This is a genomic window from Pseudomonas sp. USHLN015 (assembly GCF_037153275.1).
Classification (GTDB): Bacteria; Pseudomonadota; Gammaproteobacteria; order Pseudomonadales; family Pseudomonadaceae; genus Metapseudomonas; species Metapseudomonas tohonis.
Genome location: NZ_JBBCKP010000011.1, coordinates 101,063 through 123,975, shown reverse-complemented (window position 1 = coordinate 123,975; position 22,913 = coordinate 101,063). Strand labels below are relative to the sequence as shown.

Below are 22,913 nucleotides of genomic sequence, written 5' to 3'. Positions count from 1 at the left end.
GGCCTACCAATTCGGTATCCAATGGGGCTATCGCTGCCCAGATATCTGCATTACGTACTTCTGGCAAGCTTCCAGAGCTATCAGTCCTTGGTCGCCGTCACCGACGATGGCGAGAATTCGTTGAGCATGCGCTGGGTCAAGTTCGGCTCGCGGGGCTGCATGAACCAGGCTGCCGGCGATGGTGGAGGCAGGCACTCCACAGTTGCTGCCGGCAGAGCTTGCGTCGAGAAGGACTGACAGCCGCAGATCAGCAGTAGCGATCCGGTCACGCAGGCGAGCAGCTTCTTGCTGGGCATGGATAAGTCTCCCGTGATGAAGGGTATCTTGGCTTTGCAGCTGCTGCTCCAGGGCAAGACGCTTGCCCTGCTCTACCCTTTTGCTGGCTTCAGCCGCGCGAGCGATTTCGTCGAGGGCATTGGCGTGCAGCTTGTCCCGGCCGGCGAGGTCGAGTGCATGTCGCTCACCGAGTCGGTAGCCCTGGGCTTGCCAACCGGCCCAGCCGGAGAGCAGCACCAGCAAAAGGGCGATGACTACGCTAGGGCTGAACAGCCTCATGCGCCCTCCTTCGCCATCAACACCTCGCGGGCGCGGCGCCAGATTCGCTGGCGATCCTCCAGACCATTGAGGCCGCCGTTGATGCGGCGGGTGATGCGGGTGAACTCGTCCCGGTCCGCCAGCTCGTTGAGCCCGGCATCCCACCAGAACCAGCCCGCCGACTGCGCAGCGTGCTCGGGTTGCTCCAGCAGCTCGGGCTCGGCCAGCAAGCGCTTGTCACCGAACAGCGCCAGGCTGCAGCGCAGGTAGTTGGCTGCCCCGGTTATCTGAATCAGCCCCCTGCCCCGATACTTCTTGCCGTCGCCATCCCGCTCCGGCGTATTGCCCAGATCTACCCGCACGTCATAGCGCTCCTGAGCCGGGGTCGGCCCCCAGATCTCGCGGGTGAAACGCAACTGGCCCGACTCATGGCCGACCTGGGCAAGGAAGGCGGCCAAGCGCTGGGGCGTGTTGATACGCCAACGCTCAGCGGCCGTATTGAGGTGAGAAACAAAAACGCCCGCAGCATGGCGGGCGTTGGGGAGGATCTGCAGCAGGCGCTGCTCAGTTAGAAACATTCATTTTCTCCAGACAAGAAAAAACCCGCCGAGGCGGGCTAAACTACAAAACGAATAGCGGGCTCGGCATAGAAGACCGGGCACTAGTCAGGAGATATATCAATAGAGGCGCGAAATGCTTCTAACAACTCTATTTTCGACCCCCAAGGAGACATGAACCCTAGCAAGTCATCAAAATCAATTTCCAACATCCGATTCAACCGCGGATTGATAATCACACAAACGCGCCAATACTCTGCACCTGTCTCAAGCGCATATAAATAGCTAAGAATCCAATACATCAGAACTTGGCGATAATCCGCTGACGAGAAATTTTTACCCGAGCACTTAACCTCAATCAGACTGTCCCCCAAAGAGAAGTCCCCAACTCCAGATGCGATCCAGTTAAAACCTGGGATTTTAGGGGAGATCTTTAACCCCCCGAAATCCACCCCCTTTAAGACTGCATAATAATTAAGCGAATGCACAAGTCCTTCCGCAACCATTGTCGCGACCTTCCTGTCAGGCTCCGACAAAGTCAAGGGCAAATCGGCATCATAGAAAAACCGCTGCTTATTGGTAGCTCTAACAAGCATCTGATCCCATCCTGGGAAAACCTCACCTTTAAGGCGCGACTCTGCGACAACCATAGCCACTTCAAATAGCATAGCTTTCTGTAAACGACTTTCTAACATCAACTGAGGAGGTACTAGTTGAAGCCCGGGAACAGGCATACTCAGCCTATTGATATTCGCAACTATTCCGGGAATCAGATACGGGAACACTTTCTCAAAGACCCCTGAGATCTCTCTTGCTACAGTTCTTGGGTCGCGGCCAACTAGTTTTCCCTTCATACAACACCTTCAGACCAGCGAAGATATGCTTTTGCGAATTCGTCACTATCCCCTAGCGCCCATGCATTAAGCACTCCTCCCCTAACCTGACGACGCATGAAAACGCCATCGTCACCAAACTCTGCCGCAGCCAACCACATCATTCTCTGCTCTTCTCTACCCAAAGCATTCCAGTTGGCACGCACTTGAATAAACCTATCTCGATCCTTCCAATTACGCCAACAGTCAATACAAGCACGCTTTATCGTTTCTGTTCGTGCCTCCGCATATACAGAAGCAACGTACCTAGCGCGTATATCAGTGCGCTTAAACTTCAAAGCTCTCAGGTAGTGAAGGCAATTAGTATCCACTGATAGTAGATGTAGAGAGTGACGAGAAACAGAATCGAGTGAAGCATCAATCTGGGGATACACAGCCAAGTATTTGGGATCATCCCGAAGAGCAGCAATACCGCGCATAATCTTAGAAAATGACGCCCTAAACGCATGCAGATTAGTCTCAGCAAGCAAAGCAACACAGGCATTCATTGCCACCTCAGGAGCAAGCAGCCTCAATGTCCGACTTATTTGAGCGACTACAAAATTATCAGGTTGAGATTTCTCTAACTCACCATCAATTAGTCTTATAATATCAAGCTGCTGAACCACTCCTTTCAGCTCTTCATAATCTTCCTCTGCTGTATCTGAGTATGGATCGAACCTTAGGTCTATCTCACGCAACCGCTGGGATTGATCGTCCTCCCCACCCAGCTGAGCCCTTATATAGTCCTTGTAATGATTAACTCTTAGAAAACTAGTCTTAGTCTTATTCAGTGACAGCCCGTAATCAGCCAAAGCATGAGAGAGCACGGCCAGATCACGGTAAGCAGAGTTCTGATCATCAGAAATAATCACGAAATCATCTACATATCGCCTCCATCTCAGCCCCTCATCATTTAGCCTCCTGTCAATCTGAGCCATTAGTAACTCGGCCAGAACTCTTGAGCATTGTCCACCTACAGGCAGGCCGAAAGAGCGCCCTGCGGAAAACGCGCTAAGCATCCGATCAACTTGAACAGACATTGTTGGCGAATCAGGAAAAAGCTCATCGATAAAATTCTGCACCCGATGATGATATATATGCTCATAGAAGCTTGAGACATCTGTTTGAATTACTACCGCATTATTCGGAGCCTCGTCAGAGTCCCGCAAGGTGCACTCCCTGAAATACTTCCAAGTATATGCAGCATCAAATAGACCCGCACCATCAGGGACAAATCGATAGGAGTGAGCTCGATCATTCCTCAAAGGCTCATGCCTTTCAGCGATAGCAACCCCTAAGGCATTAAAATATAAATTCCAGAAGGGATGAATCTTCGTAATCACTCTAAAGCCGGCTGGGCCGGCAGGAGCAAGAAGTCTCTCTGAGAAAAACTGAATCTCCCCGAACTTCTTTCTAGCGTAATCCTTGCCATTATCTTCAAGGTTTTTTGAAAGCTTTCTTGAGATATCTATAAGGCGCTCTCTTGCCTCTCGGATAAAGCTAACATCTACGTCGAAAGGTAAAGTGTCATTATCGCCATGCTCAACGATATCATCTATTGCTCGACCAAAATGCTTCTCCATTAACATTCCAACCGCCCCTCTTGCTGGCTCACTGTTCCAATCAGATTTCTTGCAGATTAGCGCAATAGATAAGAAATGGGCCAGTTGCCACTACGCACCGTTACTCATAGCGAGGCTCATCGCCTCATAAGCTTGATCAGCGCTACTTCCAGAACGGTCTTACAATCGAATGGGATTAGCTCCAATTGCCCCTGTTCACGACGCCGAATACGGTGCTGCTGTCGCGGTAGACATTGCGACCTGGGATTGGCCTCCCAGAACGTCAGGGGCGGACATACCGCTGCAAAGGCGGTTTTTGTGTCCGGCGCATGGAGTCATCCGAGTAATGGGTGGACCGTGCGGGCACTCGAAGGAGTGATCGGTTCCCTCTGACCGGTAGGCCAACCCGTACGGCTCCGCCCCCCGCTTGGCCTCGGGAAAGGAGATCAGCACTCCAGAGGATCATCAAAATGAAAGGAATCCGCTTCCACGACACTCAGTTCGAAATCATCGATCGCGACGGCCAGCCTTGGCTGAGAGGGGTCGAAGTTGGTAAGGCGCTAGGCTATGCCAAGCCGGACCATGCGATCTGGAAGCTGTTTGAGGCGCACTCAGATGAGTTCGGCACGGGCATGACGGATCTCGTTAAGCTTCCAGACCTGCACCTCCGAAACGGAGGTGCAGGTCAGCTACGAGAGATTCGTATCTTCTCCCTCCGCGGCGCCCACCTCCTCGCCATGTTCGCCCGCACCAAGGTCGCCAAGGAGTTTCGCCACTGGGTGCTCGATGTGCTGGAAGGAGTGGCTGAGGCGCCTCACTCTTCAAGGCCCAAGCAGATTCTGACCCACGACCAGCAGGATGCGGTGAAAGCGCTGGTGAAGGCCCGCGCCGAATCATTGCCAGAGGAATTTCGAGCCAAAGCAACGATCAAGTGCTGGTCCGCTCTCAAGACCAAATTCGGTTGCACCTACAAGGAGATCGAACCGACGCAGTTCACCGAGGCGATCAGCCTGATTGCGCGGCTGCCTCTGGAGGGCGAGTTGCTGATTGCGGAGCCCGAGAAGGTGGTGGGCCGGCTGGAGATCAACTACAGCCTCGACAAGTGGATCGACGAGAGCACGAGAGGCTTCGAGAGCGTGCGGCATTACCCGGTGACCGAGATCCAGATTCCCATTACCGGCCTCTACGGCATGGACAGCAAATCGCCCATAGGGCAGTTGCTGTATCGGCTGTCACAAGAGGGCTATGAGGTGGAAGCCTGCGAGTTGGAGCTTCATGCGATGAAGGCTCATATGGAGGCCCTGGATACATGGATCGAGCGCACGGCTCGCAGTGCCAGAGACTTGCGCAACCGAGTAGTGCGGACGGCATGCAAACCGAGGCTGGATCGCAACCCACGTCGGTAGCCCCTAGAAGTGGGGCGAACCATTTCGCCCCATTCTTCGCCATTTGGCAGTACACTGGTAGCCAAGTGTCAAAACAGGAGCTTGCAATATGAGCACTACCGCATCCGCCGAGCCGCAGGGCAAGCGTGCCCCCAAGTCGCTGAAGCATGGCAAGGACAGCACTTCGGAAATCCTGCTCCGGGGCCGTGCTCGCTTCGATGACCGCGTTTCCATCTACAAGCTGACCGAGAAAGGCATCCCGCTTTCGGACGTGATCACCTTCGTGTCTTCGGTCTCGCTGCTGAAGGACGAGCAGATACTCATCAAGATCTTCGGCCTGTCTGAGCGCACCCTGCACCGCCGGCTGAAGAACCCGGACGAGCCCCTGAATCCTGACCAAAGCGCCCGAGCGGTGCGCTTCGCCCAAGTGCTGGAGAAAGCAACGCTGGTATTCGGTAGCAGCGACGAGGCCGAACGCTGGATGTCGCAGCCGGTGATGGGGTTGGACGGCCACAAGCCGGTTGACCTGCTTACCAACCCGATCGGGTTCGAGCTGGTGGATGAGTTCCTCACTCGCCTGGAACACGGGGTCTATCAGTGATCACGACACCAGGGAGCGGTGAGATTCACTTCTGGCGATTGGACGCTGCACAGCACGCAGGTACCTGGGACAGCGGGATCGGAGCCGAGCTGGTCGGCGGCCGCTGGAACTCAAAGGGAGTGAAAGCGGTTTACAGCAGCCTGGACCCGGCAACGGCGATTCTTGAGGTCGCCGTGCACAAGGGTTTCAAAGCACTGGATACCGTGCCACACGTCCTGACCGGTGCTCGGATAACAGAACCTTCCGCAATCCACCGGGTGGATGGGGACAGCGTTCCGAATTCGAACTGGCTGGTGCCCGGCATCCCAAGCGGCGGCCAGCAACGCTTTGGTGATGAGCTATTGGCGAAGCACCCTTTTGTGCTGATCCCCTCCTCCGTTTCGCGTCACAGCTGGAACCTGTTGATCAATCCGCTGCTGGCGAAGGGGCTGTATGAGGTGGTGTGCCAGGAGAGGTTCGGGCTGGATACGCGACTGAACCCGCCGATGATGCGGCCTCACGAGACGACGCAAGGCTGAATCATATTCGGCAGACCGCTCGCTTGCCTCACACCGCACGGGCTAGAGCTTCGTCGTGTGAGCAAGCAGCGCTACTGCACCTTGAGTTGGACGAAACGAGAGATGAACATCGAAGCCATTGACCAGAAGGTAGAGGACGACGGCGCCAAGGGTGTGGTTAACACGTACTTTCATTGAGGTATCGCTCACTCGTAATTGAATTGCGATACGTACGCTATGTCACTCTTTCGAACATGCAAGGGGTTAAAAAGCTACCGTTCGTCGGGTTTCGTGTTTCATCCCAGCCTCGATTCTAAAGCCCTTCTACGTCCACAAACACAATCGCCGGCGGCGGGTTGATGTCGTAGCGCACCCCGCTGCTCCCCGTGTTGTTCCCACCTTGGTTACCCCACGGCAGCGCGCCGATGCTTGCCGTCTGCCCGATGATGCCAACCGCATCCTTCAGGTAGAGCACCTCAGTGAAGGGAATGTGGTATTCGCCCATACGGTGGTAACCGATGAAGACAGCACAGGTGCGCCCTGCAGGAGCTTGTAGCTCGCGATGGTCGTAAGGCTTGAAGCGGTCTATAGGGAGCGGCGCGGGCACGGGCGAAATCTGCAGGATCTTCATGTAGGGGAAGCTGGAGTCGTATCCGAGACTGCCGTCCGCCTTGAACACCTGCAGCCCCTCTCGCGCCTTGGGCATAGCAGATGGAGGGCTGTCGAACACATAGACCGTGATGCCGCTATCCACACCGCGCAAGGTGAAGTGATGCATGTCGCCGTTCAAGGTGAACGCCGTGACGCAGGCTCGAGCGCCTCGGAAGGCCAGAATCGGGTTGGTGGCGCGGATGCTGAAGTATCCGACGTAGCTGCTGAGGGGCACCTGGTACTTGCCGATGAACACGAAGTTGGCGTAGGCCTCGGTGATCTGGGTAGTGCCCCAGTCATTGACGATCTCGATTCCCGCAAGCATTCAGCGCACCCCGTAGATGATGCGTACGGGCACGGCGTACTCGCCCCTGCCGACTATGTAGGACCAGGAGATGGTCCGGTTCTCGACCACCACGCGCGCCGTCTTGCCGCCGCGCTGGATGGAGCCACGGGGCAGGCTGAAGAAGAACACCTGGCCCGGTGGGCCTTGGACCGTCCTGCTCCCGCTCACACCGCCCGTATCCACGAAGCCCAGCACCAGCCCGGTGCGGTCGTCCGTATCCAGCAGTTGGCGGCCCGAGGCGTCCCAGATCTGCAACCCTGCGCGCATGCCTTACCCCCACAGCCCAAGCCGGATGCGACGTGTACCGGCTGCGTCGAAGATCTCCAGCAGTCGGTTGTTGAGCGTCATACGCCCTCCCCCTGGGATGGCGCTGCCGAAGCGCACCTCGCCCGTTTTGAAGTTGAGGCTCAGTACCGGTGAACCGTCCGGCAGCCGAGCCTTCGATTCCAGCGTTGCCTCCAGCAGCGCCTCGCGCACATCCAGCTTTCCGATGAAGGCTTCGTTGATGAAGATCTGGCCGTTCTCCACCACGAAGGGGTAGACGGTGGTGCCGGAGTTGGGATCGATGATGGCGAAGCGGCTGGCAGAGATGAGGACCTGGCTGATCATGCCGCCGGGGGTGTTCTCCACCCCGACGCCGATGCCTGCCATGTAGGTCTGGCCGTTGCGGGCTACTTCGGTCTTGATGGTGTGCATCGCCGAGAGCCGGCCATCCGTGCGCACCTGCGCCTGGCTGACTTGCTGCACGCTGGCCGAGGCGTTGTTGGCCACCGCCTGGATGGTGTCGACGCGGCGGCCCAGGGCGCCATCGGCATCGGCACGGGCCTTGGCTTCGGCCTGCACCGCAGCTGAGGCCTGCTGGGCAGTCGCGCTCACCGAGTCGACCCGGCGACCGAGGGCGGCGTCCGCGTCCGCGCGTGCGGTCGCTTCACCCTGAACCAGGGCAGCCGCTTGCAGGGAGGTGGCAGCAACCGAGTCGATACGCTTGCCCAGGGCGCTATCGGCACTGATACGCGCATCGCTCTCGGACTTCACCCGCGCTGCGACGCTGCCGGGCTTGCTGGCGGGGCCATCCACCAGCTCGATGCGCTCAAGCAGCCCTTTGGCGAGCTGGGTCTCAGAGACCTGCTTACCCAGGTAGTCGAGGATGGGGCCAGCATCGCTGCTGGCCTGGCCCCTCGCCCACTCCGTCCAGGCACCGATGTTGCCGGCACGGTCCACCAGCCGTGCGCGGAACCAGAGCTCGGCGCCGGCGGCCAGGCTGGTGAGCGAGTGGGCGCGCTGCGGGTAGGCGAAGTTGCCCAGGTGCCGGGCGCGCTCTTCGGTGGGTGAGGTGTTCCGCTGCAGCTCGGTGTACTGGGTATCGGCCGTGCCCTCGGGGAAGCCCCAGCGCAGGCCGATGCCGAACAGCAGGCTGTCGGTGGCGAGAAAGCTCGGTACCGGCGGTGCGCCCTTCTTGCCTTCGAGGTGAGTGAGCATGCTGCTGGCCGGCAGGGACGCAGCGCCCAGGGCGTTGATCGCCCTGACACGCGCCAGGTACTGCCCGGCATAGATGCCGGGTACGTCGATGAACAGCTCGCCGGTATCCGGCACGCGCACCCAGTCGCGGTCGTTCCACTTCCACTCCACCTGGTAGGCCACGGCGTTGGGCGCGGCGCTCCAGGCGATGGTCATGGTGGTGATGGACAGGCCCTGGTCCACCGCCAGGTGCTGGCTGATTTCCACCTTGCCGGGCGGCGCCTGCACGCTGGGCGGGATGATGCTGATGGGGCGCTCTTCGATCACCGCGCCGTGGTCGATCAGCTCGAATTTGCCGGGCTCGTACTGGATGCCCTCGATCTTGAAGCTGCCCCAGTCAGGGCGCGTAACGTTGTAGATGTAGAACTGCATGGCGGCGAGGTCGCCGGCATCCAGCACCCACACGGCTTCGGGCTGTGGCCGCTCGCTATAGGGCGCGGCCAGCGTGAGCTGCTTGCCATTGGCGAAGCGCACCTCACGCGCCTCGCTGCGGCCGCTGGGCAGGTTGCACAGCAGGCGCGAGCCGGCGGGCACTTCCACCTCGCGATCGAGGGTGATGATGCGGCCGGAGGCGGCCCGGATGCGCCCGCCGTTGGCGCGGCCGGCGAGCAGCTCGTCACTGAGGGTGATGACCTGTCCGGGGCGCGGGATATGGCCGTCCAGGCCGACGCTGAAGGTTACCGGGCGCGTCTGCAGCTTCTCGGTCTTCAGCGCCCAGTCACCGGCACGCTGGGCCTGGCCGAGGCTGGTGCACCCCACAACGCCCATGCGCAGCTCACGCAGGCCGTAGTCGGCCATGGCCTCCTCGTCCCACACCGGTTCCTGCTCGGTCTCGAAGCCGTTGGCGGGGTTGTCCCAGCTGACCAGGGCGAGGGAGCGGCGGTCGCGCCAGCGGGTGCCGGTGTACTTGATCGGCCCCTTGATGCTCGCGCGGGTGTAGCTGTAGACCGGGTCTTGCGGCATGTCGGCGGTGGCGACCATCTGCTGGCCGTCCCAGTAGCACATGCCCCGGAAGATGGCGGCGATGTCCTGCAGCACCACATGCGCCTCGGCCTGTTGCTGCAGGTAGAGGTTGCAGGTGAAACGCGGCTCTATGCCGCCCTGCCCGTCCGGCACCAGCTGGTCGCAGTACTGGGCGATGCGGTAGAGCGCCCAGCGGTTGACCATGTCCGCCGTGATGCGCTGGCCGAGGCCGAGGTAGGGGTTGGTGACCAGGTCGTACCAGATCCATGCCGGGTTGTTGGTGTAGGCGACCTTGAAGGTGCCGTCCCACACCCCGCCGGAGGTGCCTGGGCCGCTGGTGGAATACAGACGCAGCTCGGGATCGTAGTTGGCGGGCACCTGGATCATCGCACCCCGCATGAGGACGGAAACCTTGGGCGTGCGCCCGCCGAACTGCACGGCGTCGAACTCGATGGCGCCGACGGCGGTAAGCGGATAGGTCATGTCCGCGTCGATCACCTCGGTGATGGACTCGACGTACATGGAGTCGGAAATCAGCGAGCTGAACTGGTTGTCGGTGAGGCGCCGCACGCGCACCGTCCAGCGGCTGCCTGCAGGCAGGTCAATGCGGTGGCTGCGCTCGTATTTGGTGGTGTTCTTGCGGCTGACCTCGCTCTCCAGCGCCGTGATGAAGGGGCCGCCATCGGTGGCCACGTCCACGGCATAGGCGATACGCCAGCCATTGATGTTGCCGGCGCTGTCCTGGCTCTGCAGGTGCGGCCAGGACAGGCGCAAACGGATTGCACTCAGCTCAGGCGTGGTGACCGCACGCACCCAGGGGGTGCCGGAGCGCAGCTCAACTCCCACGCCCAGCTCGTTGTTGACCTCGGGGAAGCCCTCCAGCGGCTCCTGATGCAGGGCGCCGGGGCGGAACTGCCACTTCACATCCGGGTAGTTGAGGCTGCCATCCTCGGCCATCACGGGCGTGCCGTCGATCATCACCGAACGCAGGCCATCCACCGGCCCGACTATCTCGCCCCAGCTGTAGATGTAGAGCAGCTTGGCGACCGCCGTCGAAGGCGTACTGTCGCGGGCGATGGAGGGGTGGCGCTGCTTTTTCTTGCCGCCCTTGGCGCCGGTGGCGGGTGCTTGGAGTGCGGTCATGGGTTTCCTGCGGGCATGAAAAAGCCCGCTCTAGGCGGGCTTCTGGTCCAATCATATTGGCTCACAAAGGCACAACGGATAACATCAACATGCCACTACAAAGCCAGGGAGAGAGGCGTGTCAATATCAGAAATCATCTCTGTATTAAGTAAAACTGAAGTATGGCTTCCAATCATAATCGGCTTGTCTCCTCAATGGATGAAGCCTATTTGGATTCTAGCTGTCCGAATTCTTAAACATCTACCCGCCTTCAAGAGCAGAGCGGCAATAGCTACAAGGAAATTTTTACGTCATGGCATTCGTAACAGCTTACTAAAAGTGAAAGCCATACGCTTTGACCAGACTGCCGTGAACCGAGAAATAGCCAAAAACTACGCATTCCTTATACTTTTCTGCACCTCTACTGCCTCTTGGTATATATTGACCCTGCTTGAAAAGATAGACAAACCGCTAACTATACTCGCCGCCATCCCAGTATTCTACTTCGAAATAATGTGGCTCAGAAAATCTTTTCAAGTTGACAGCCTACTCATACACACAAGAAAGCTCAGACAAAACGCCAGAATTCAAGAAAAGAAAATTATCCAAAGAAAACGTATAGAAAACATAATCTTTCAAGCAGGACTCAAGCAATACGAACAGTTCACCAAGGATAAAATTAGAGTCATTTTCAGCGATGACAGCTTTACCAGCGGCACTTGGATTGCAAGTTATGGATCGACAAATATTTGCATGGACTTCGACTATAAAAGCGATCCAACCAAGGAGAGTTTTGGCGTTTGCTTTTATAACATTCGCCAACATGACCCGGCGTACATGTAGCCTCACGCTGGACAAGTGAAATCAGGTATCCCTGAACCAGCCATTCAGAGCTAGAAAGCATGTTCACTTAAAGTGAAATCAGTCCGCCGTCAGATCGCTCGATTAAGCTCAAAAGCTGAGTTAGCATGAGCCCTCAATGACAAAGGCATGCATGCCACAGGAACGCATATGTTTAAGATCATGTTTGTAGCACGACTGGTTGAGGATGGGGACGTAGTTGGTGGTTACTCCCATAATCTAGAACTGCCATTCATCCCCTCTCTGGGGATGCGCTTTGAGCAAGGCACAAGCTGCACACTTTGGGAGACTTCCCGGGGCGAAGAGGCTCCCGTCGTAGAACGAGTTGTCTATGATCTGGATGAAGGCCAATTCATTTGCCTTTTCACGGTAAAGAGGCCGCTGACATCTTCCTTTTGGACCGTTCTCAAAGACGACCCCAAGAGTGTTTGCGGTGCCAGGCACTACTTCCGGCATGATCCAGTCGCACACGTCTAAGTTCAAACCTGATCCTGCGCATAAATCCCCGCACTCCCCACGGCCCCGCCAATCTCCCGCTCCCCATAGAGCCGGGGCCACGGGTTGCCTTGGGCGATAGTGCTGACAGCGCCGCCGAAGCCGTAGCTGGCGGCGTTGCCCTCCTCCTCCCGTGCCCTGACCTGCCCCTGGGTGGGTGAAAGCATTTGCATCACCCCGCCGATTGCGAGCCCGGCGCCCGCGCCGAGCATGGCCAGGCCTGCCGCCGAGCTGGTACCGCCGGTGAACACGCCGGCGACGATCAGCACCACGCCGACGATGACCTGAAACAGCCCGCCGCGTTTGCTGCCGGCGACTATGGGCGCGATGCGGATGTCGGTTTCGTCTGCGCCCTGCAGGCTGAGGTCGTGCTCGCCCAGGTTGCGTTTGCCGGCAAAGACGGCGAACACCAGGCCACGCTCTTCGGCGGTGGCGAGGAAGCGCTCGAAGCCGGGGAGCATCTGGCACAGCGCCTGGATGGCGTCTGCGGGGCTGATGACGTCGAGTCGGTACTCGCGGCCGAAGCGTTGGCGTAGTACTCCGTAGAGCCGGATGGTGCGCATCATACCGGGTACTCCTTGTGACGCAGGATGAGCCGCACGCGCTGGCCCATGGAGTGGCCGAACACGTCGCGGCGCGAGGCGCTGCCGTACAGGTGGTGGAAGATGAAGGGGCCGGTGCCGCCCAGCGGCGGGGCCGGCTCGCTGCTGAAGCTGGGGTCGTCGCCCAGATAGATGGCACCGTGGTTGGGGTGATGGCAGGGGCGTCCCGGGCTGGGGATCTGCAGCACAAGCAAGTCGCCGCGCCAGGGCTGTTCGACCCGCTCGAAGCCGCAGGCGGCGTAGTTGTCTTCGTAGAAGCTGGGGCTGTGCGGGTCTTCCCACCAGAGGTCGGGCCGCTGGAAGTCGGGGAGCTGGATGCCGGCTTCGCGGGCGTACCAGTCGCGGCAGGCGGCCCAGCAGTCGAGCATGCCGTGGCCGAAGTCGCGGCCGAGCAGCGGCGCGCTATAGCCGCTGGGCTGAATCCACTCCATGTCCCCACCCGGCCAACTGACGATGCCCCAGGGCAGGCCATGAAGCTCGCAGGCCACGCGGTCGACCATGCTGGCGGCGGCGGTTGCGTCGGGGTGGCTGTGGATGATGGCGAGCACCCTGCCCCGGTCTTCGGCCTGGGCCCAGTCGGCCGGGTCGATGATGAAGTGCTCGCTGGGGGTACGGGCGATGTTCCCGCAAGGCACGTATTCGCGCCGCTCAGCGCTGCGGATGAGCAGACCGCAGGCTTCGCGCGGGTGCTCGCGCTCGGCATGCTCACGGATGGCGGCACGCAGGTGCTTGTTGATGATCATGGCTACCTCGAACTGTGCAGCAGGCTGGAGGCCAGGGCGCCGCCGAAGCGGGCGGTGTTGCGCCGCAGCTTGCAGGCGCGCCAGTCGCCCCGGCAGCGGTCCAGGGCGGGGTTGTCGGTGGGCTCGTTGCGCTTGGTGAAGAGCGCCGTGCCCAGGTAGTTGCAGGCCTCGCCACGGTACTGGCCCATGTGCGCCCAGCGGCAGCGGCTGGTGATCTGCTGCAGCGGCAGGCGGATGCCCTGGAGGTCCGTCGGGGCGGAGAGCTCGAACTGCACGCGCTGCTCGTCTTCATCCACCTTCTGTTCGATGTACCAGATGCTGACGCGCTCCTGGTGGGCTGCCTCCGGATTGCCGCCTTCGAAGTTGGCCGCATCGAGGTAGTGGACGAAGGTTTCGCGGTAGGTGACCTTGGCGCCGGCAAGATCCCGCAGCGCCAGGCACAAGGCCGATACTGCACCCTGCACGCCGTCGATGAGGTTACCGATGCTGAGCGTGGGCGCAGCCTGGCGCCCTTCCCCGCGCAGGTCGAAGCCCTGGGCGTCGATGCTGATGGCCCTGTAGGTCTCGCCCTGCCAGATGATGGGTACGGCGCGGCCCACTTCATACGAGATGGAACGCCCCTGCCCCGCCCGCTTGGATGAGTCACCGGCCTTCCAGTGCAGCGAGCCGGCGTAGAGAGCGTTCTCGTCTGTTTCCAGTTGCTCGGGCCGCGATGCGATTGCATGGCCATGGAAGCGCAGGACCTCGCCCCCCATCGGCGTGCAATCCACTTCAAACAGGCGTACCTGGCTGCCTGGTTGCAGGCGCTGGATATCGGCGCTGAACACGGTTACTCCTCGTAGGTGACCAGGATGCGGACGGGCTTGGACAGCACCTCATCCGACCCATCGGCGGTGGCCACCAGCTGGATACCGTTCGACAGCACGTACCACTCGATCTGGAAGCCGGCCATGCCGGGAGCGGCGCCTGCGGTCAGGGCCGGGATGAGCTGGTTGGGCAGGTATTCGATGAGCACCTCCACGGCCAGGATCTTCGCCACGGGCAAGCCATGGGCAATGACCACGGCCGTGCCGGCCTTGCCGGGCGTCGTACCGGTCAGCTTGCGTTGCTTGATGGCCGGCGCATCCGCTCCCAGGCGCACGTAGCCCTGGGCCAGGACGTTGCCGCTGTAGGTGAAGGTGAGCGGGCTGGATTGCAGCGCCCCATCTCTACAACGAACCCACTGGAAGGTGGCAGATGCCGACTCACTACCCGAGCCGTTCATGGCCAGAGCCAGCCCATAGGTGGATCTCTGGCTGAACAACACCCTCCCCGCGTTGGTGGTGCCGGCAGACGTGATGAACTCCGCGCAGAAGTAATCGAGCCTGTTGGCGCTGCTGGCGTCGAAGGTCTGCCGTGCCTTGAAAGTGACGGCGATGTCACTGGCGATACGCGCGTAGCTACCCGAGTGCATCGTCTCCATCCAGCCAGACCAGGCCTTGGGGCTGGCGGCGTACTGCACGAAGGTCCGGTCATAGGAGCTGTAGATGCGCTGATGCGTCGCGCCGATGGCAGGGTTGCTTGTGATCCCCGGCAGCGGAGCCACTACCGTCAGTACCCCGTAGGGGCTCGCCTCCCAGTAGCCTCCGCGAACGCCGATATTGGCGCCCTGGGAAAAGCCGACCTGAAAGCCATGGCCGGCGACATCGGCCGGCGTGCCGGTTTCATAGACCGTCCCGCGCATGTCGAAGTAGCCGGCGATGCCTGCATCGCCGGACCGTATGACCCGCCCACGCGTGCGATCCTCGCTGCCATCGAGTATCGCGTGGAGGGACGCACTGCCCAGCCCGAGTGCCTGCTGCCGCTGTGCAGCACTGGGGGCGGCGAGAAAATCCCGCGCGGCCTGGGTCAACACGGCCAGGCTGAGTGCGCCGGCACCCGTGAAGTACGGAAGGCGGTCCACCGCGCCCTGCAGCTCCGCCAGGGCAGTGAGGTTCTGCGCCTTGGCCTGCTTGCCGTCCTCGAGCGCCTGCAGGTTGCGGTTGACCTTGTCGAATGCTTCGCGGGCGTTGTCGCCTTTTTCACCGTCCGGGGCCAGGCCCAGGTCGATGGGTTCGATGCTCATGCTCTGCCTCAGGGATGAAAGGATTGCTCGAAGGTCCAGCTCAGGGTGAACACGCCATTGCCTTGCGCGCGTGTGCGGTAGCCGTTGGCGATATACAGCCCCTGTTCGCCGCCGGGTGGCGTCCAGATGAAGCTGCGCCAGCCCTGATGGCGGTCGAGGAAGGCCCGTACCGGGGCGATGTCATTGCGCTGCCCGAAGGTGCCGGTGACGGAGACCGACCACTGCTGCGACTGGTTGTTGAGGCCGACGCCGATGCGTTGCACGTAGCCATCGCCGAAGCGGTTCTCCAGCACCGCCTGGCGCACCTCGCCGCTGGCGCCGACCAGAACGGGAAAGTCGAAGGTTTCCATCAGCGTCGCTCCCGTGTCGGGTCGAGCAGCCCACCCTGGCGTTGCTCCTGCTGGATGGCGCGGCGCACGGCCTCGTCCACCAGTTGGCCCAGTTGCTGGCCCATGCGTTCGTACTCCTGCGGTGCCGTGGCCTCGGTGCTGGAGTTGCCATCTCTGTCCACGTTCACGGTCACCTGTACGACCGGGGCACTGGCAGGCCTGTCGATGGCCTGGCGGCTGGCGAGGAAATCCTTGAGGTCGGCGTTGGTGCGGGCGTCTACCACCCGCTCGCCACGGTCCAGCAGCCAGGTGCCCTCGCGTGGGATCTCGTCGAGGCCTGAGTGGGCCATGCCGGCGAGGTTGATGGAGCCGATGCTGGAGGCCTGGGCCATCTGCGCGACGGCTGCGGCCGCACCCGCCACCGGCGCCATCACCGGCCCCACGACGGGGATGCCGACCACGGCGGCATAGGCCTCGGAGTAGGCCTTGGGCACGTTGATCATGGCCTTGGCCATGGCGTAGCCCTTCTCGACGGCGAACATGGCCTTGTAGAGCGAGGACTGCTCGCCGAAGAAGGCCTTGGCCAGCCCGGCCATGCCGCCGAAGAAGGCTTCCCCCGACGCCATGCGCGCCCGCTGGCGGGCCTGCTCGATCTCGTCCAGCCGTGCCTCATGCTGGGCTTTCACGGCCTGTTCCTGGGCATCCCATTGCTCGGTCATGTCGGCACGCTCAGCGCGGAACTGCTCCAGCATGTCGAGCTGGGTGGCGTACCAGCGCTCCAGCTCCTGCTCGGCCTGGTCGAGCTTGCCCAGTTCGCCCATGGGGCCGCCCACCTCCGGGGCCAGGCCGCCGAAGCTGGGCGCATCGGTGACCACGGCAGCGGCAATGCGGCCGGCCTGCTGCTCGCGCTCCTCGGCGCTGATGTCACGCATGGCATCGAGCACGGCCAGGCGCGCGCGGGCCTGCTCGGTGAGCTTCTCCTCGTCGGTGAGCAGTTCGCCCACCAGGCGGCGGTAGTCCTCCTGAATCTTCTTCTGCTGCTCGAAGGCGCTGATCTGCTCCAGGGCCGCCTTGGCCTGGGCGAGCTGGGCTTCGGTGGCGCCTTCGACGGCGAGGCGGTAGAGCTTCTCCTCATCCGCCGCCATGCCGAGGGTGCGGGCCTGCAGGCTGAGGGCGTCCACCTGCTTCTGCAGGGCCTCGAAGGCCCGCTGTGCCGCGCGCAGGGCTTGCTCGTCCATGGCCGCTAAGGCCTCGGCGGCATCCCCTGCGCTGCTGGCAACATCACCCAGCAGCCCGTCGATGACCCGGGTGTGCTGCTCGACCGCCGAGCCGTCCACCGGCCGTTCGAGGATCTCGTCGATCCGCGCAGCGTAGTGCTCGGTGGTGGCGGCAAGGTCTTCGCCGGCGGCGTCGATGACTTCGCGGGTCTGCTTCCAGTTGCTGATCAGCCCCCGGCTGATGGCAGCCGGGGCGGTCTGCAGGCTGAGGTATTCCCACCAGTGGGTGCCCAGGGTGGCCGTCTCGGTGATGGCCGCCACGGCACCTGCAGATTTGCCGGCCAGCTCGAACGCGGCCTTGGCGCCTACGCCCGCGGCATGCACCCAGTGCACGAACTCGGCGAGCTGGGCGGTCGCGGTGGCCACCTCGGTGGCGACATCCGCCACGCCGGCGATGAAGTCGGCAAAGGCGACCTTTGTGTCTTCCGAGGAGAGCACGTCGTTGAGGCGCTCCACCGCCTCTCGCGCGGCCTCCATGCTTGCTTCATCGCCGGTGAGCAGGCCGTCGAGGGTGTTGCGCAACGCACTGAGCGCACCGCCGTAGGTGTCGCGGGCGGCACGTGCGGAGCCGGCGTAGGACTCTTCCAGTGCCTCCAGCACGATGGCCTGGGCCTCGGCGGTGCGGCCGGTGGCTTCCAGGTGCTCGGCGAGTCGCTTCTGCTCGGCACTGAAGCGGAAGCCCTGGCGGCTCAGCGAGGTGAGGCCCTGGGATGGCACATCCAGCGCACGCCCAACCATCTCTGCAGCGGCGCTGACGGACATGCCGGTGCGCGTGGCCATGTCCATGCTGGCCTGCATGGCACGGGTGAACTCATTGCCCACCACGCCGCTGAAGGCGAGCAAGGTGGTCTGCGCCTGGTTGATCTCGTTGGTGCTGTAGACGCTCACACCTGCCAGGGACTCGGCCATGGCGTTGAGCTGGGCGCGGTTGAAACCGGCCGCCTCACCCGTGGAGCGCAGCACGGCAGCGAGCTGGGCCTGTTCCTGCTCCAGGGCGCGGGTGTTGTCGATCACGCTGCGGATGACCGACAGCGCCGAGAATCCGGCCGCCACACCGGCGGCGATCTTGGTGAGTTCGCCCCAGGCCACCGCCGCCCCCTTGGCGGACTGGCGCATGCGCCTGGCGTTTTTCTCGGCGTTGCGCGCGGCCTGGTCCATGGGCCCGGTGAAGCCGCCGATGCGGGCGATCAGGTCCAGGGTCAGTTGGCCGAGGGATCGGGTCGCCATGAATCACTCCGGTTGTGGGCGGTCAGGCCCAGGTGGCCATGGCCTGCTCCAGGGTCAGCGCGGGTGCCTGCTCGTGAGGCATGAAGTCATAGAGGCTGTAGCCGCCCCTGCCATGGGTGTTGGCGTGGAGGGAGGCCAGCAGCGCGGTGCCGCGCTCGATGCGCATGCCGGGGTGCAGGGAACCGCGCTTGTTGCGAAAGCGCGCCCAGCTGAGGAACTCGCGGTAGCTGAGCCGCTGCTGGGCCTCGACTATGGTCCGCCCACCGATGCCGTTGAGCACCAGCTCGTGCCAGAGCTCGTCTAGCTCGCTGAGCGTTTGGTCTTTCCCAGCTGGTTCACTTCGCCGATGGCCACCAGCAGGGCCAGCGCCAGCTGGTCGTTGAGCGGGCCGCGCTCGGGGTTGGCGTCCCCGGTGATGTCGCCCACGGTGAACACCGGCTTGCCTTCGGCGTTGCAGATGCTGGCGGCGATGCGCGCGGCCACCGGGTCGCTGTCGTCGCGGCTGGCGCGCAGGTCGGTGACGGTGGTGAGGTAGGACAGCGGCCGCACGTAGACGGTGACGCGGTGCTCGGCCGCGCCCTGCCGCCAGGTGATTTCGCGCTCCACCAGGGCGCCGGTGAAGGCGCCCATGCTTGCGAGGTTTTCGAGGGACAAGGGCATGGCTTAGGTCTTCTTTCTGATCCAGGCGGAGCCGCCAGTGCGCTGGATGGTGGCGGCGGTGGTCACGATGGCGTTGGCCGCGAAGTCGAACGGGAAATCACTCACGTACCCGTCGAACACGAACCAGGTGCGGGTGTCGGGCAGCTCGAAGTCGTCGCCCTTGGCGTTGAGCTTGGGGGCAATGTCCTTGCCGTCCGACCAGCCCACCGCCCAGGCGAGACTCTCGATGCTGTCGTCCTCGGACAGCGCATGCAGGCGCACGTGGGACGCGCAGCGAGGGTCGGCGTAAATGGTCAGCGTGGCCTGCCCTGGTGCTCGCAGTCCGCGCATGTAACTGCGCACGCTTTTGTCCAGCGTGGTGGTTTCGATCTGGTCGGCTGGGTTGCCGCCAGGGCTGAAGGCGGTGACGCCTTGCAACTCCATCACTTCGAGTTTGTCGGGCGCCGCGGGGCTGGGCACCAGCACGTAGAGCTGGGTGCCCTGGGACAATACGGACATGGGTTTTCCTCGTTGTTGCGGGTGTCAGGGCTTGCGGGGTGTCCACCAGTCGAGATCGAAGCTCAGGCGGTAGTCACGGGTGTTTGGCTCGCGCATCTCCCCGCCCCAGCGGGTGATGCAGGCTTCGGTTTCGATGGCATCGCGCAGGGCACGGCCCACCGCGCGGGCGATGGCGGCGCTGGTGGCGTACACGTCCACCTGCAGGGCGTAGCTGTCGATGTCCGGCGAGCCAGCGAGAAACTGCTCCGGTGCTCCCCCGATGATTTGCCACACGGCGTAAGGAAGCTGGACGTTCTCCGGCGCCTCGCCGAATGGGTAGAGCCGCGTGGGCTTGCTGCCGAGCAGCGCCACCACCGCGGCGCTGCGCACGCAGGTGCGAAAGATGGGCGGGTGCATCAGTTGCTCCTGGCGGCGCGTTTGGCCGCGCGCTTGATGGCGCGGTCGATGGACTTCTCGTACTCGTTGATGAAGGCGCCGGTTGCGGCTTCGATGTTCTCGGCCAGCGCTCGCCGCATGAAGCCTTCAGCACGGATATGCCGGGTGCCGAATTCGAGAAAGCGCCAGTAGAAGGTGTCGCCACCCGGGTTGCCGCTGTCACCGCCAACCCAGTACTCCCGCGAGGGCCGCCCGCGCCGGGTGTGGTAGTTGTGGGTCTGCTTGGCGCCACCGAGCACACCGACCCGGAAAGCCAGGTCACCGTTGCGGCTGCGGCGTCTGTCCCATCGCACCGCGATGTTGGCGACGATGTTCTGTCGGGTTTGTGGGTCGTCCAGCTTGCGGGCGTTGTCGCGCGCGGCTTCGGCCACCAGGCGGGCGGCACGGCGCAACGCGTAGCGACCGCTGCGTTGCTTGAGGTCGTCGCTGACGGCATCCAGCTTGCCCAGCAGGGTGTCGATGCCTTCCAGGGTGAATTCGATATCAGCCATCGTTCACGCCCTCCGATACGGGCAGGGTGAGGTACTCGCGGCCGCTCCTGGCATCCGGCAGCACGCCGTGGATGGTGTAGAGGCGGCCGGCGTGGTTGATGCGCATGGCGGCGGTGAGGCCCGCTCGATAACGGATGACGATGCGCGCGGTGACTTCGCTCTGCACCGCCTGGGCGGCGATGAAGTCGCGGGCGGACAGCGGCTCGATGCCGGCCCAGACCCGCGCCCACTCCACCCAGGTGGTGACCATGGCGCCGCTATCCGGGTCTTGCTCCTGCTGCGGCGCCTCGATCACCACCTGGTGGCGCAGGCTGCCGGCGCGCATCAGGAGGGCTCGTGGATGGGCGAGCCGTCCATGTAGGTACTCGGTGGGGCTTCGGCGCCCTCCTCGTCCAGCAGGACTTCCAGCAGTTGGTTGTTGCTGGCCACCAGCCGGTCGATGGCGTCGGCCTGGGCCTGCAGGGTTTCGGTGAGGTTCTGCATCAGTTCGTACAGGTAGCTGTTCATGCGGTCTCCGTTCAGAACCTGGGCGGCAGGGTGATGTCGGCCAGCAGGCTGTCGAGGAAGTGACTGGGCAGCGGCAGCAACTGGGTGCCGCTGACCAGGGTCTCGCGGTATTCGAAGGCGGTGGCGGCGTGCATCAGCAGCCAGTTGCGTACGCCGGGGTGGGCGTCCAGATCCACCCCGGCGCGGTAGCGAACGCGCAGCCGGCCCGACGGGCGCCCACCTGGGAACTCGAGGCGGCTTTCGCGCAGGCCCTGGTGGAGCAGGTGCACGTCCTGAAGCGCCTGCAATTGGCCGTCCGCCTGCACACGTTCGATGCGCTCGATTGTGTGGGCCTGGCCGATATCCAGGGCGCGGCCCGCGTGATAGTGCTCGGGCCAGTCCTCTTCATAGCGCGCCTCACGAATGGCGGCGCCGGTGATCGCTTCGCACTGGGCGGTGACGCCGGGGATGATCACCTGCTCGATCAGTTCGACCTGCGCGTCATCCGGCTCCAGGCGGCACTGCTGCGCCACCTGGGCCAGGGTGAGCACCGGCTCGCCGAGGTAGGCGATGCGGCGGGCCATCAGCCTTGCTCGGCGCTGGCCTTGGGCGCCTTGCCGGGCGGGAAGGCGATGCCGGCCTTCTCCAGGGCCTTGGCGGTGTCGGCATCGAAGCCGGCCTTCTCTTTCGGCGCGTAGCCGCGCCAGGGTTTTACGAACTGGACGATCTCTTTCTTTTCCACGGTGCTTCCTCGGTGTGAGAGTTCGAGTCCCTGCGTCAGAGTTCAACGCCCCAGCGCACGCCGGTACCGATGGCGACGGATTCGATGTGGCGCGGGCCGAAGTCGTGCTTGGCGATGACGCGGATGAGGGTCTGGTTGCGCTGGAAGGCGCTGACGACTTCGCCGTCGGCGTCCTTGTAGGTCGCCTCGCTGGAGAAGTTGATGACCATGCCGTCGCCTTCGCCGATGTAGCAGTCGCCGAAGTCGACGAAGTGGATCTCCGACTCGTCGCCCTTGTCGCCGAGGTTGATGGGGATCTGGGTGGTGATGCCCACCTGGTAACCCTTGAGCATCTTCTGGTCGAGCTCGGGGTAGACCTTGTTGCCGTTGCCGTCGCGCAGGGACGCGAGCCAGCGGCGGGTACGCGGCGCCATGACCCAGCCGGGGCTGGCCATGTGGGCGTTGGCGCCCTCCAGGCGCAGCAGGATGGCGGAGAGGAACAGCTCGACGCTCTGCAGGTCGTCCTTCACCGGAGCGGGCACCAGGTTGCTGGCGTGCGCCCAGAATCGGGTGCCCTTGGGCAGGATGTCGCCACCCGGGCTGCGCAGGAAGTGGAGGTCTTCAGCCAGGCTGATGCTCTCGGTCACGTCCAGTACCACGTGCTCGTCCACTCGCGGGCTGACCCCCGCATAGGCGATCAGGTCGTTGGCGATGGGGACGATGGCGGCCAGGGTCTTGGCGGACAGCTTGAGGTCCGCGAACTGCATACCGGTCACGGGGATGTCGGTGTCGGCGCCGATGTAGTGCACGGTGGTGCCCTTGCGGATGCGCGGCAGCGTGAGGTTGCCGTTGTTCAGCGGCAGCGTGCGGCAACCCATGGCGCGGACGACGGACTTGGGCTTGAGCAGCTCGATCAGCTCGGTGCTGAAGTTCTCCGGCACCAGCACGCCACCCGCACCCGGGGTGACGGTGTTGAGCGCCATGGCGACGTCGGCCCCGAAGCCGCCCTCCCTGGCCATTTGCGCGGCCATCTGCTGGTTGCCTTGGGTGGCCGCGAGCAGGCGCACCATCTGCGCGACCTTGGCGCCTGCGACCGGCTTGGGCGAGTGCGGCCCCTCAATGGTACCGGGCGGGCCCTGGATGCCCTGGGCGCCCTCTTCCACCGGTACGGCGGAGGCTGCGGCGGCGCGTTCGGCCGACTCGGCGCGGGCGATGCGGTCGGTCAGCGCGGTGATCTGGCCCTCCAGTTCGGTGAAGCGGGCGAGCTGCTCCGCGCTCAGCGTCTCGGTCGCATCCAGCTTGGCCAGGGCCTGCAGCTCGTCATTGAGCTGGCCGCGTTCGCTGCGCAGTTTGAGTACTTGGGACATGGTGCC

General features: G+C 62.6%; 27 protein-coding genes. 4 read left to right on the top strand and 23 right to left on the bottom strand.

The window, feature by feature from the left end; all coding sequences use genetic code 11:
• Positions 1–27 precede the first annotated feature (27 nt).
• From WFQ67_RS22730 to WFQ67_RS22715, 4 genes are all read right to left on the bottom strand, one after another.
• Entirely contained in the window at positions 28–555 is a 528-nt protein-coding gene (locus tag WFQ67_RS22730; protein ID WP_337058285.1) for a lysis system i-spanin subunit Rz, read from the bottom strand.
• A complete protein-coding gene (locus WFQ67_RS22725; protein ID WP_337058284.1) occupies positions 552–1,112 on the bottom strand; it encodes a glycoside hydrolase family 19 protein in 561 nt (186 codons plus the stop codon). The genes WFQ67_RS22730 and WFQ67_RS22725 overlap by 4 nt, the downstream gene beginning before the upstream one ends.
• An 83-nt stretch (positions 1,113–1,195) precedes the next feature.
• On the bottom strand, positions 1,196–1,945 hold the full coding sequence (locus tag WFQ67_RS22720) for a hypothetical protein (protein WP_337058283.1): 750 nt from the start codon (positions 1,943–1,945) through the stop codon (positions 1,196–1,198).
• On the bottom strand, positions 1,942–3,549 hold the full coding sequence (locus WFQ67_RS22715) for an RNA-directed DNA polymerase (protein ID WP_337058282.1): 1,608 nt from the start codon (positions 3,547–3,549) through the stop codon (positions 1,942–1,944). The genes WFQ67_RS22720 and WFQ67_RS22715 overlap by 4 nt, the downstream gene beginning before the upstream one ends.
• 449 nt (positions 3,550–3,998) lie before the next feature.
• Between WFQ67_RS22715 and WFQ67_RS22710 the strand changes: the two genes are divergently transcribed.
• From WFQ67_RS22710 to WFQ67_RS22700, 3 genes are all read left to right on the top strand, one after another.
• On the top strand, positions 3,999–4,934 hold the full coding sequence (locus WFQ67_RS22710; RefSeq protein ID WP_337058281.1) for a BRO-N domain-containing protein: 936 nt from the start codon (positions 3,999–4,001) through the stop codon (positions 4,932–4,934).
• An 88-nt stretch (positions 4,935–5,022) separates the two neighbouring features.
• Entirely contained in the window at positions 5,023–5,514 is a 492-nt protein-coding gene (gene parS / locus WFQ67_RS22705; protein ID WP_213629662.1) for a type II RES/Xre toxin-antitoxin system antitoxin, read from the top strand.
• Positions 5,511–6,032: an RES family NAD+ phosphorylase gene (locus tag WFQ67_RS22700; protein ID WP_213629660.1), complete on the top strand. Its 522-nt coding sequence runs from the start codon at positions 5,511–5,513 to the stop codon at positions 6,030–6,032. Before parS ends, WFQ67_RS22700 begins: the two co-directional genes overlap by 4 nt.
• 292 nt (positions 6,033–6,324) lie before the next feature.
• Here WFQ67_RS22700 and WFQ67_RS22695 read toward each other — a convergent pair whose 3' ends face one another.
• Genes WFQ67_RS22695 through WFQ67_RS22685 form a run of 3 tightly spaced genes read right to left on the bottom strand, consistent with a single transcriptional unit; the run spans position 6,325 to position 10,632 of the window.
• On the bottom strand, positions 6,325–6,987 hold the full coding sequence (locus WFQ67_RS22695) for a hypothetical protein (protein ID WP_337058280.1): 663 nt from the start codon (positions 6,985–6,987) through the stop codon (positions 6,325–6,327).
• Entirely contained in the window at positions 6,988–7,275 is a 288-nt protein-coding gene (locus WFQ67_RS22690; RefSeq protein ID WP_213629657.1) for a hypothetical protein, read from the bottom strand.
• A gap of 3 nt (positions 7,276–7,278) precedes the next feature.
• Positions 7,279–10,632, bottom strand: coding sequence for a host specificity protein J (locus WFQ67_RS22685; RefSeq protein ID WP_337058279.1), 3,354 nt, complete (start codon positions 10,630–10,632; stop codon positions 7,279–7,281).
• 117 nt (positions 10,633–10,749) lie between these two features.
• Here WFQ67_RS22685 and WFQ67_RS22680 point away from each other — a divergent pair, with 117 nt between their 5' ends.
• Entirely contained in the window at positions 10,750–11,454 is a 705-nt protein-coding gene (locus WFQ67_RS22680; RefSeq protein ID WP_337058278.1) for a hypothetical protein, read from the top strand.
• A gap of 497 nt (positions 11,455–11,951) precedes the next feature.
• Here WFQ67_RS22680 and WFQ67_RS22675 read toward each other — a convergent pair whose 3' ends face one another.
• From WFQ67_RS22675 to WFQ67_RS22600, 16 genes are read right to left on the bottom strand one after another with little or no spacing between them, the layout of a single operon-like run.
• Positions 11,952–12,530 (bottom strand): tail assembly protein, encoded by a 579-nt coding sequence (locus tag WFQ67_RS22675; RefSeq protein ID WP_442969622.1) that lies wholly within the window; start codon positions 12,528–12,530, stop codon positions 11,952–11,954.
• Positions 12,530–13,312, bottom strand: coding sequence for a C40 family peptidase (locus WFQ67_RS22670; protein ID WP_337058276.1), 783 nt, complete (start codon positions 13,310–13,312; stop codon positions 12,530–12,532). The genes WFQ67_RS22675 and WFQ67_RS22670 overlap by 1 nt, the downstream gene beginning before the upstream one ends.
• 2 nt (positions 13,313–13,314) lie before the next feature.
• Positions 13,315–14,139 carry a phage minor tail protein L gene (locus WFQ67_RS22665; protein WP_337058275.1) on the bottom strand — a complete coding sequence of 275 codons (825 nt, stop codon included), beginning with the start codon at positions 14,137–14,139 and terminating at the stop codon, positions 13,315–13,317.
• Positions 14,140–14,141: 2 nt separating this feature from the next.
• A complete protein-coding gene (locus WFQ67_RS22660; RefSeq protein WP_337058274.1) occupies positions 14,142–15,416 on the bottom strand; it encodes a hypothetical protein in 1,275 nt (424 codons plus the stop codon).
• Positions 15,417–15,424: 8 nt separating this feature from the next.
• The gene (locus WFQ67_RS22655) at positions 15,425–15,766 is read right to left on the bottom strand and encodes a phage tail protein (RefSeq protein ID WP_337058273.1); all 342 of its coding nucleotides are present in this window, start codon (positions 15,764–15,766) and stop codon (positions 15,425–15,427) included.
• Complete coding sequence (locus tag WFQ67_RS22650) at positions 15,766–18,249, bottom strand: phage tail length tape measure family protein (protein WP_337058272.1); 2,484 nt, start codon at positions 18,247–18,249, stop codon at positions 15,766–15,768. The genes WFQ67_RS22655 and WFQ67_RS22650 overlap by 1 nt, the downstream gene beginning before the upstream one ends.
• Before the next feature lie 22 nt (positions 18,250–18,271).
• The gene (locus WFQ67_RS22645; protein ID WP_213629646.1) at positions 18,272–18,529 is read right to left on the bottom strand and encodes a phage tail assembly protein T; all 258 of its coding nucleotides are present in this window, start codon (positions 18,527–18,529) and stop codon (positions 18,272–18,274) included.
• A 20-nt stretch (positions 18,530–18,549) separates the two neighbouring features.
• Positions 18,550–18,909, bottom strand: a complete 360-nt coding sequence (locus WFQ67_RS22640) for a phage tail assembly chaperone family protein, TAC (protein WP_213629644.1) — start codon at positions 18,907–18,909, stop codon at positions 18,550–18,552.
• Between the two features lie 3 nt (positions 18,910–18,912).
• Entirely contained in the window at positions 18,913–19,407 is a 495-nt protein-coding gene (locus tag WFQ67_RS22635; RefSeq protein WP_213629642.1) for a phage tail tube protein, read from the bottom strand.
• Between the two features lie 24 nt (positions 19,408–19,431).
• Positions 19,432–19,803, bottom strand: coding sequence for a tail completion protein gp17 (gene gp17 / locus WFQ67_RS22630; RefSeq protein ID WP_184490320.1), 372 nt, complete (start codon positions 19,801–19,803; stop codon positions 19,432–19,434).
• On the bottom strand, positions 19,803–20,333 hold the full coding sequence (locus WFQ67_RS22625) for an HK97-gp10 family putative phage morphogenesis protein (RefSeq protein ID WP_213629640.1): 531 nt from the start codon (positions 20,331–20,333) through the stop codon (positions 19,803–19,805). Before WFQ67_RS22625 ends, gp17 begins: the two co-directional genes overlap by 1 nt.
• Entirely contained in the window at positions 20,326–20,658 is a 333-nt protein-coding gene (locus tag WFQ67_RS22620) for a phage head closure protein (RefSeq protein WP_337058271.1), read from the bottom strand. The genes WFQ67_RS22625 and WFQ67_RS22620 overlap by 8 nt, the downstream gene beginning before the upstream one ends.
• Positions 20,658–20,840: a hypothetical protein gene (locus tag WFQ67_RS22615; protein ID WP_213629636.1), complete on the bottom strand. Its 183-nt coding sequence runs from the start codon at positions 20,838–20,840 to the stop codon at positions 20,658–20,660. Before WFQ67_RS22615 ends, WFQ67_RS22620 begins: the two co-directional genes overlap by 1 nt.
• An 11-nt stretch (positions 20,841–20,851) precedes the next feature.
• Entirely contained in the window at positions 20,852–21,403 is a 552-nt protein-coding gene (locus WFQ67_RS22610) for a hypothetical protein (protein ID WP_337058270.1), read from the bottom strand.
• On the bottom strand, positions 21,403–21,561 hold the full coding sequence (locus tag WFQ67_RS22605; protein WP_184490325.1) for a hypothetical protein: 159 nt from the start codon (positions 21,559–21,561) through the stop codon (positions 21,403–21,405). The genes WFQ67_RS22610 and WFQ67_RS22605 overlap by 1 nt, the downstream gene beginning before the upstream one ends.
• A 35-nt stretch (positions 21,562–21,596) precedes the next feature.
• Positions 21,597–22,907, bottom strand: coding sequence for a phage major capsid protein (locus WFQ67_RS22600; RefSeq protein WP_271105849.1), 1,311 nt, complete (start codon positions 22,905–22,907; stop codon positions 21,597–21,599).
• Positions 22,908–22,913 lie beyond the last annotated feature (6 nt).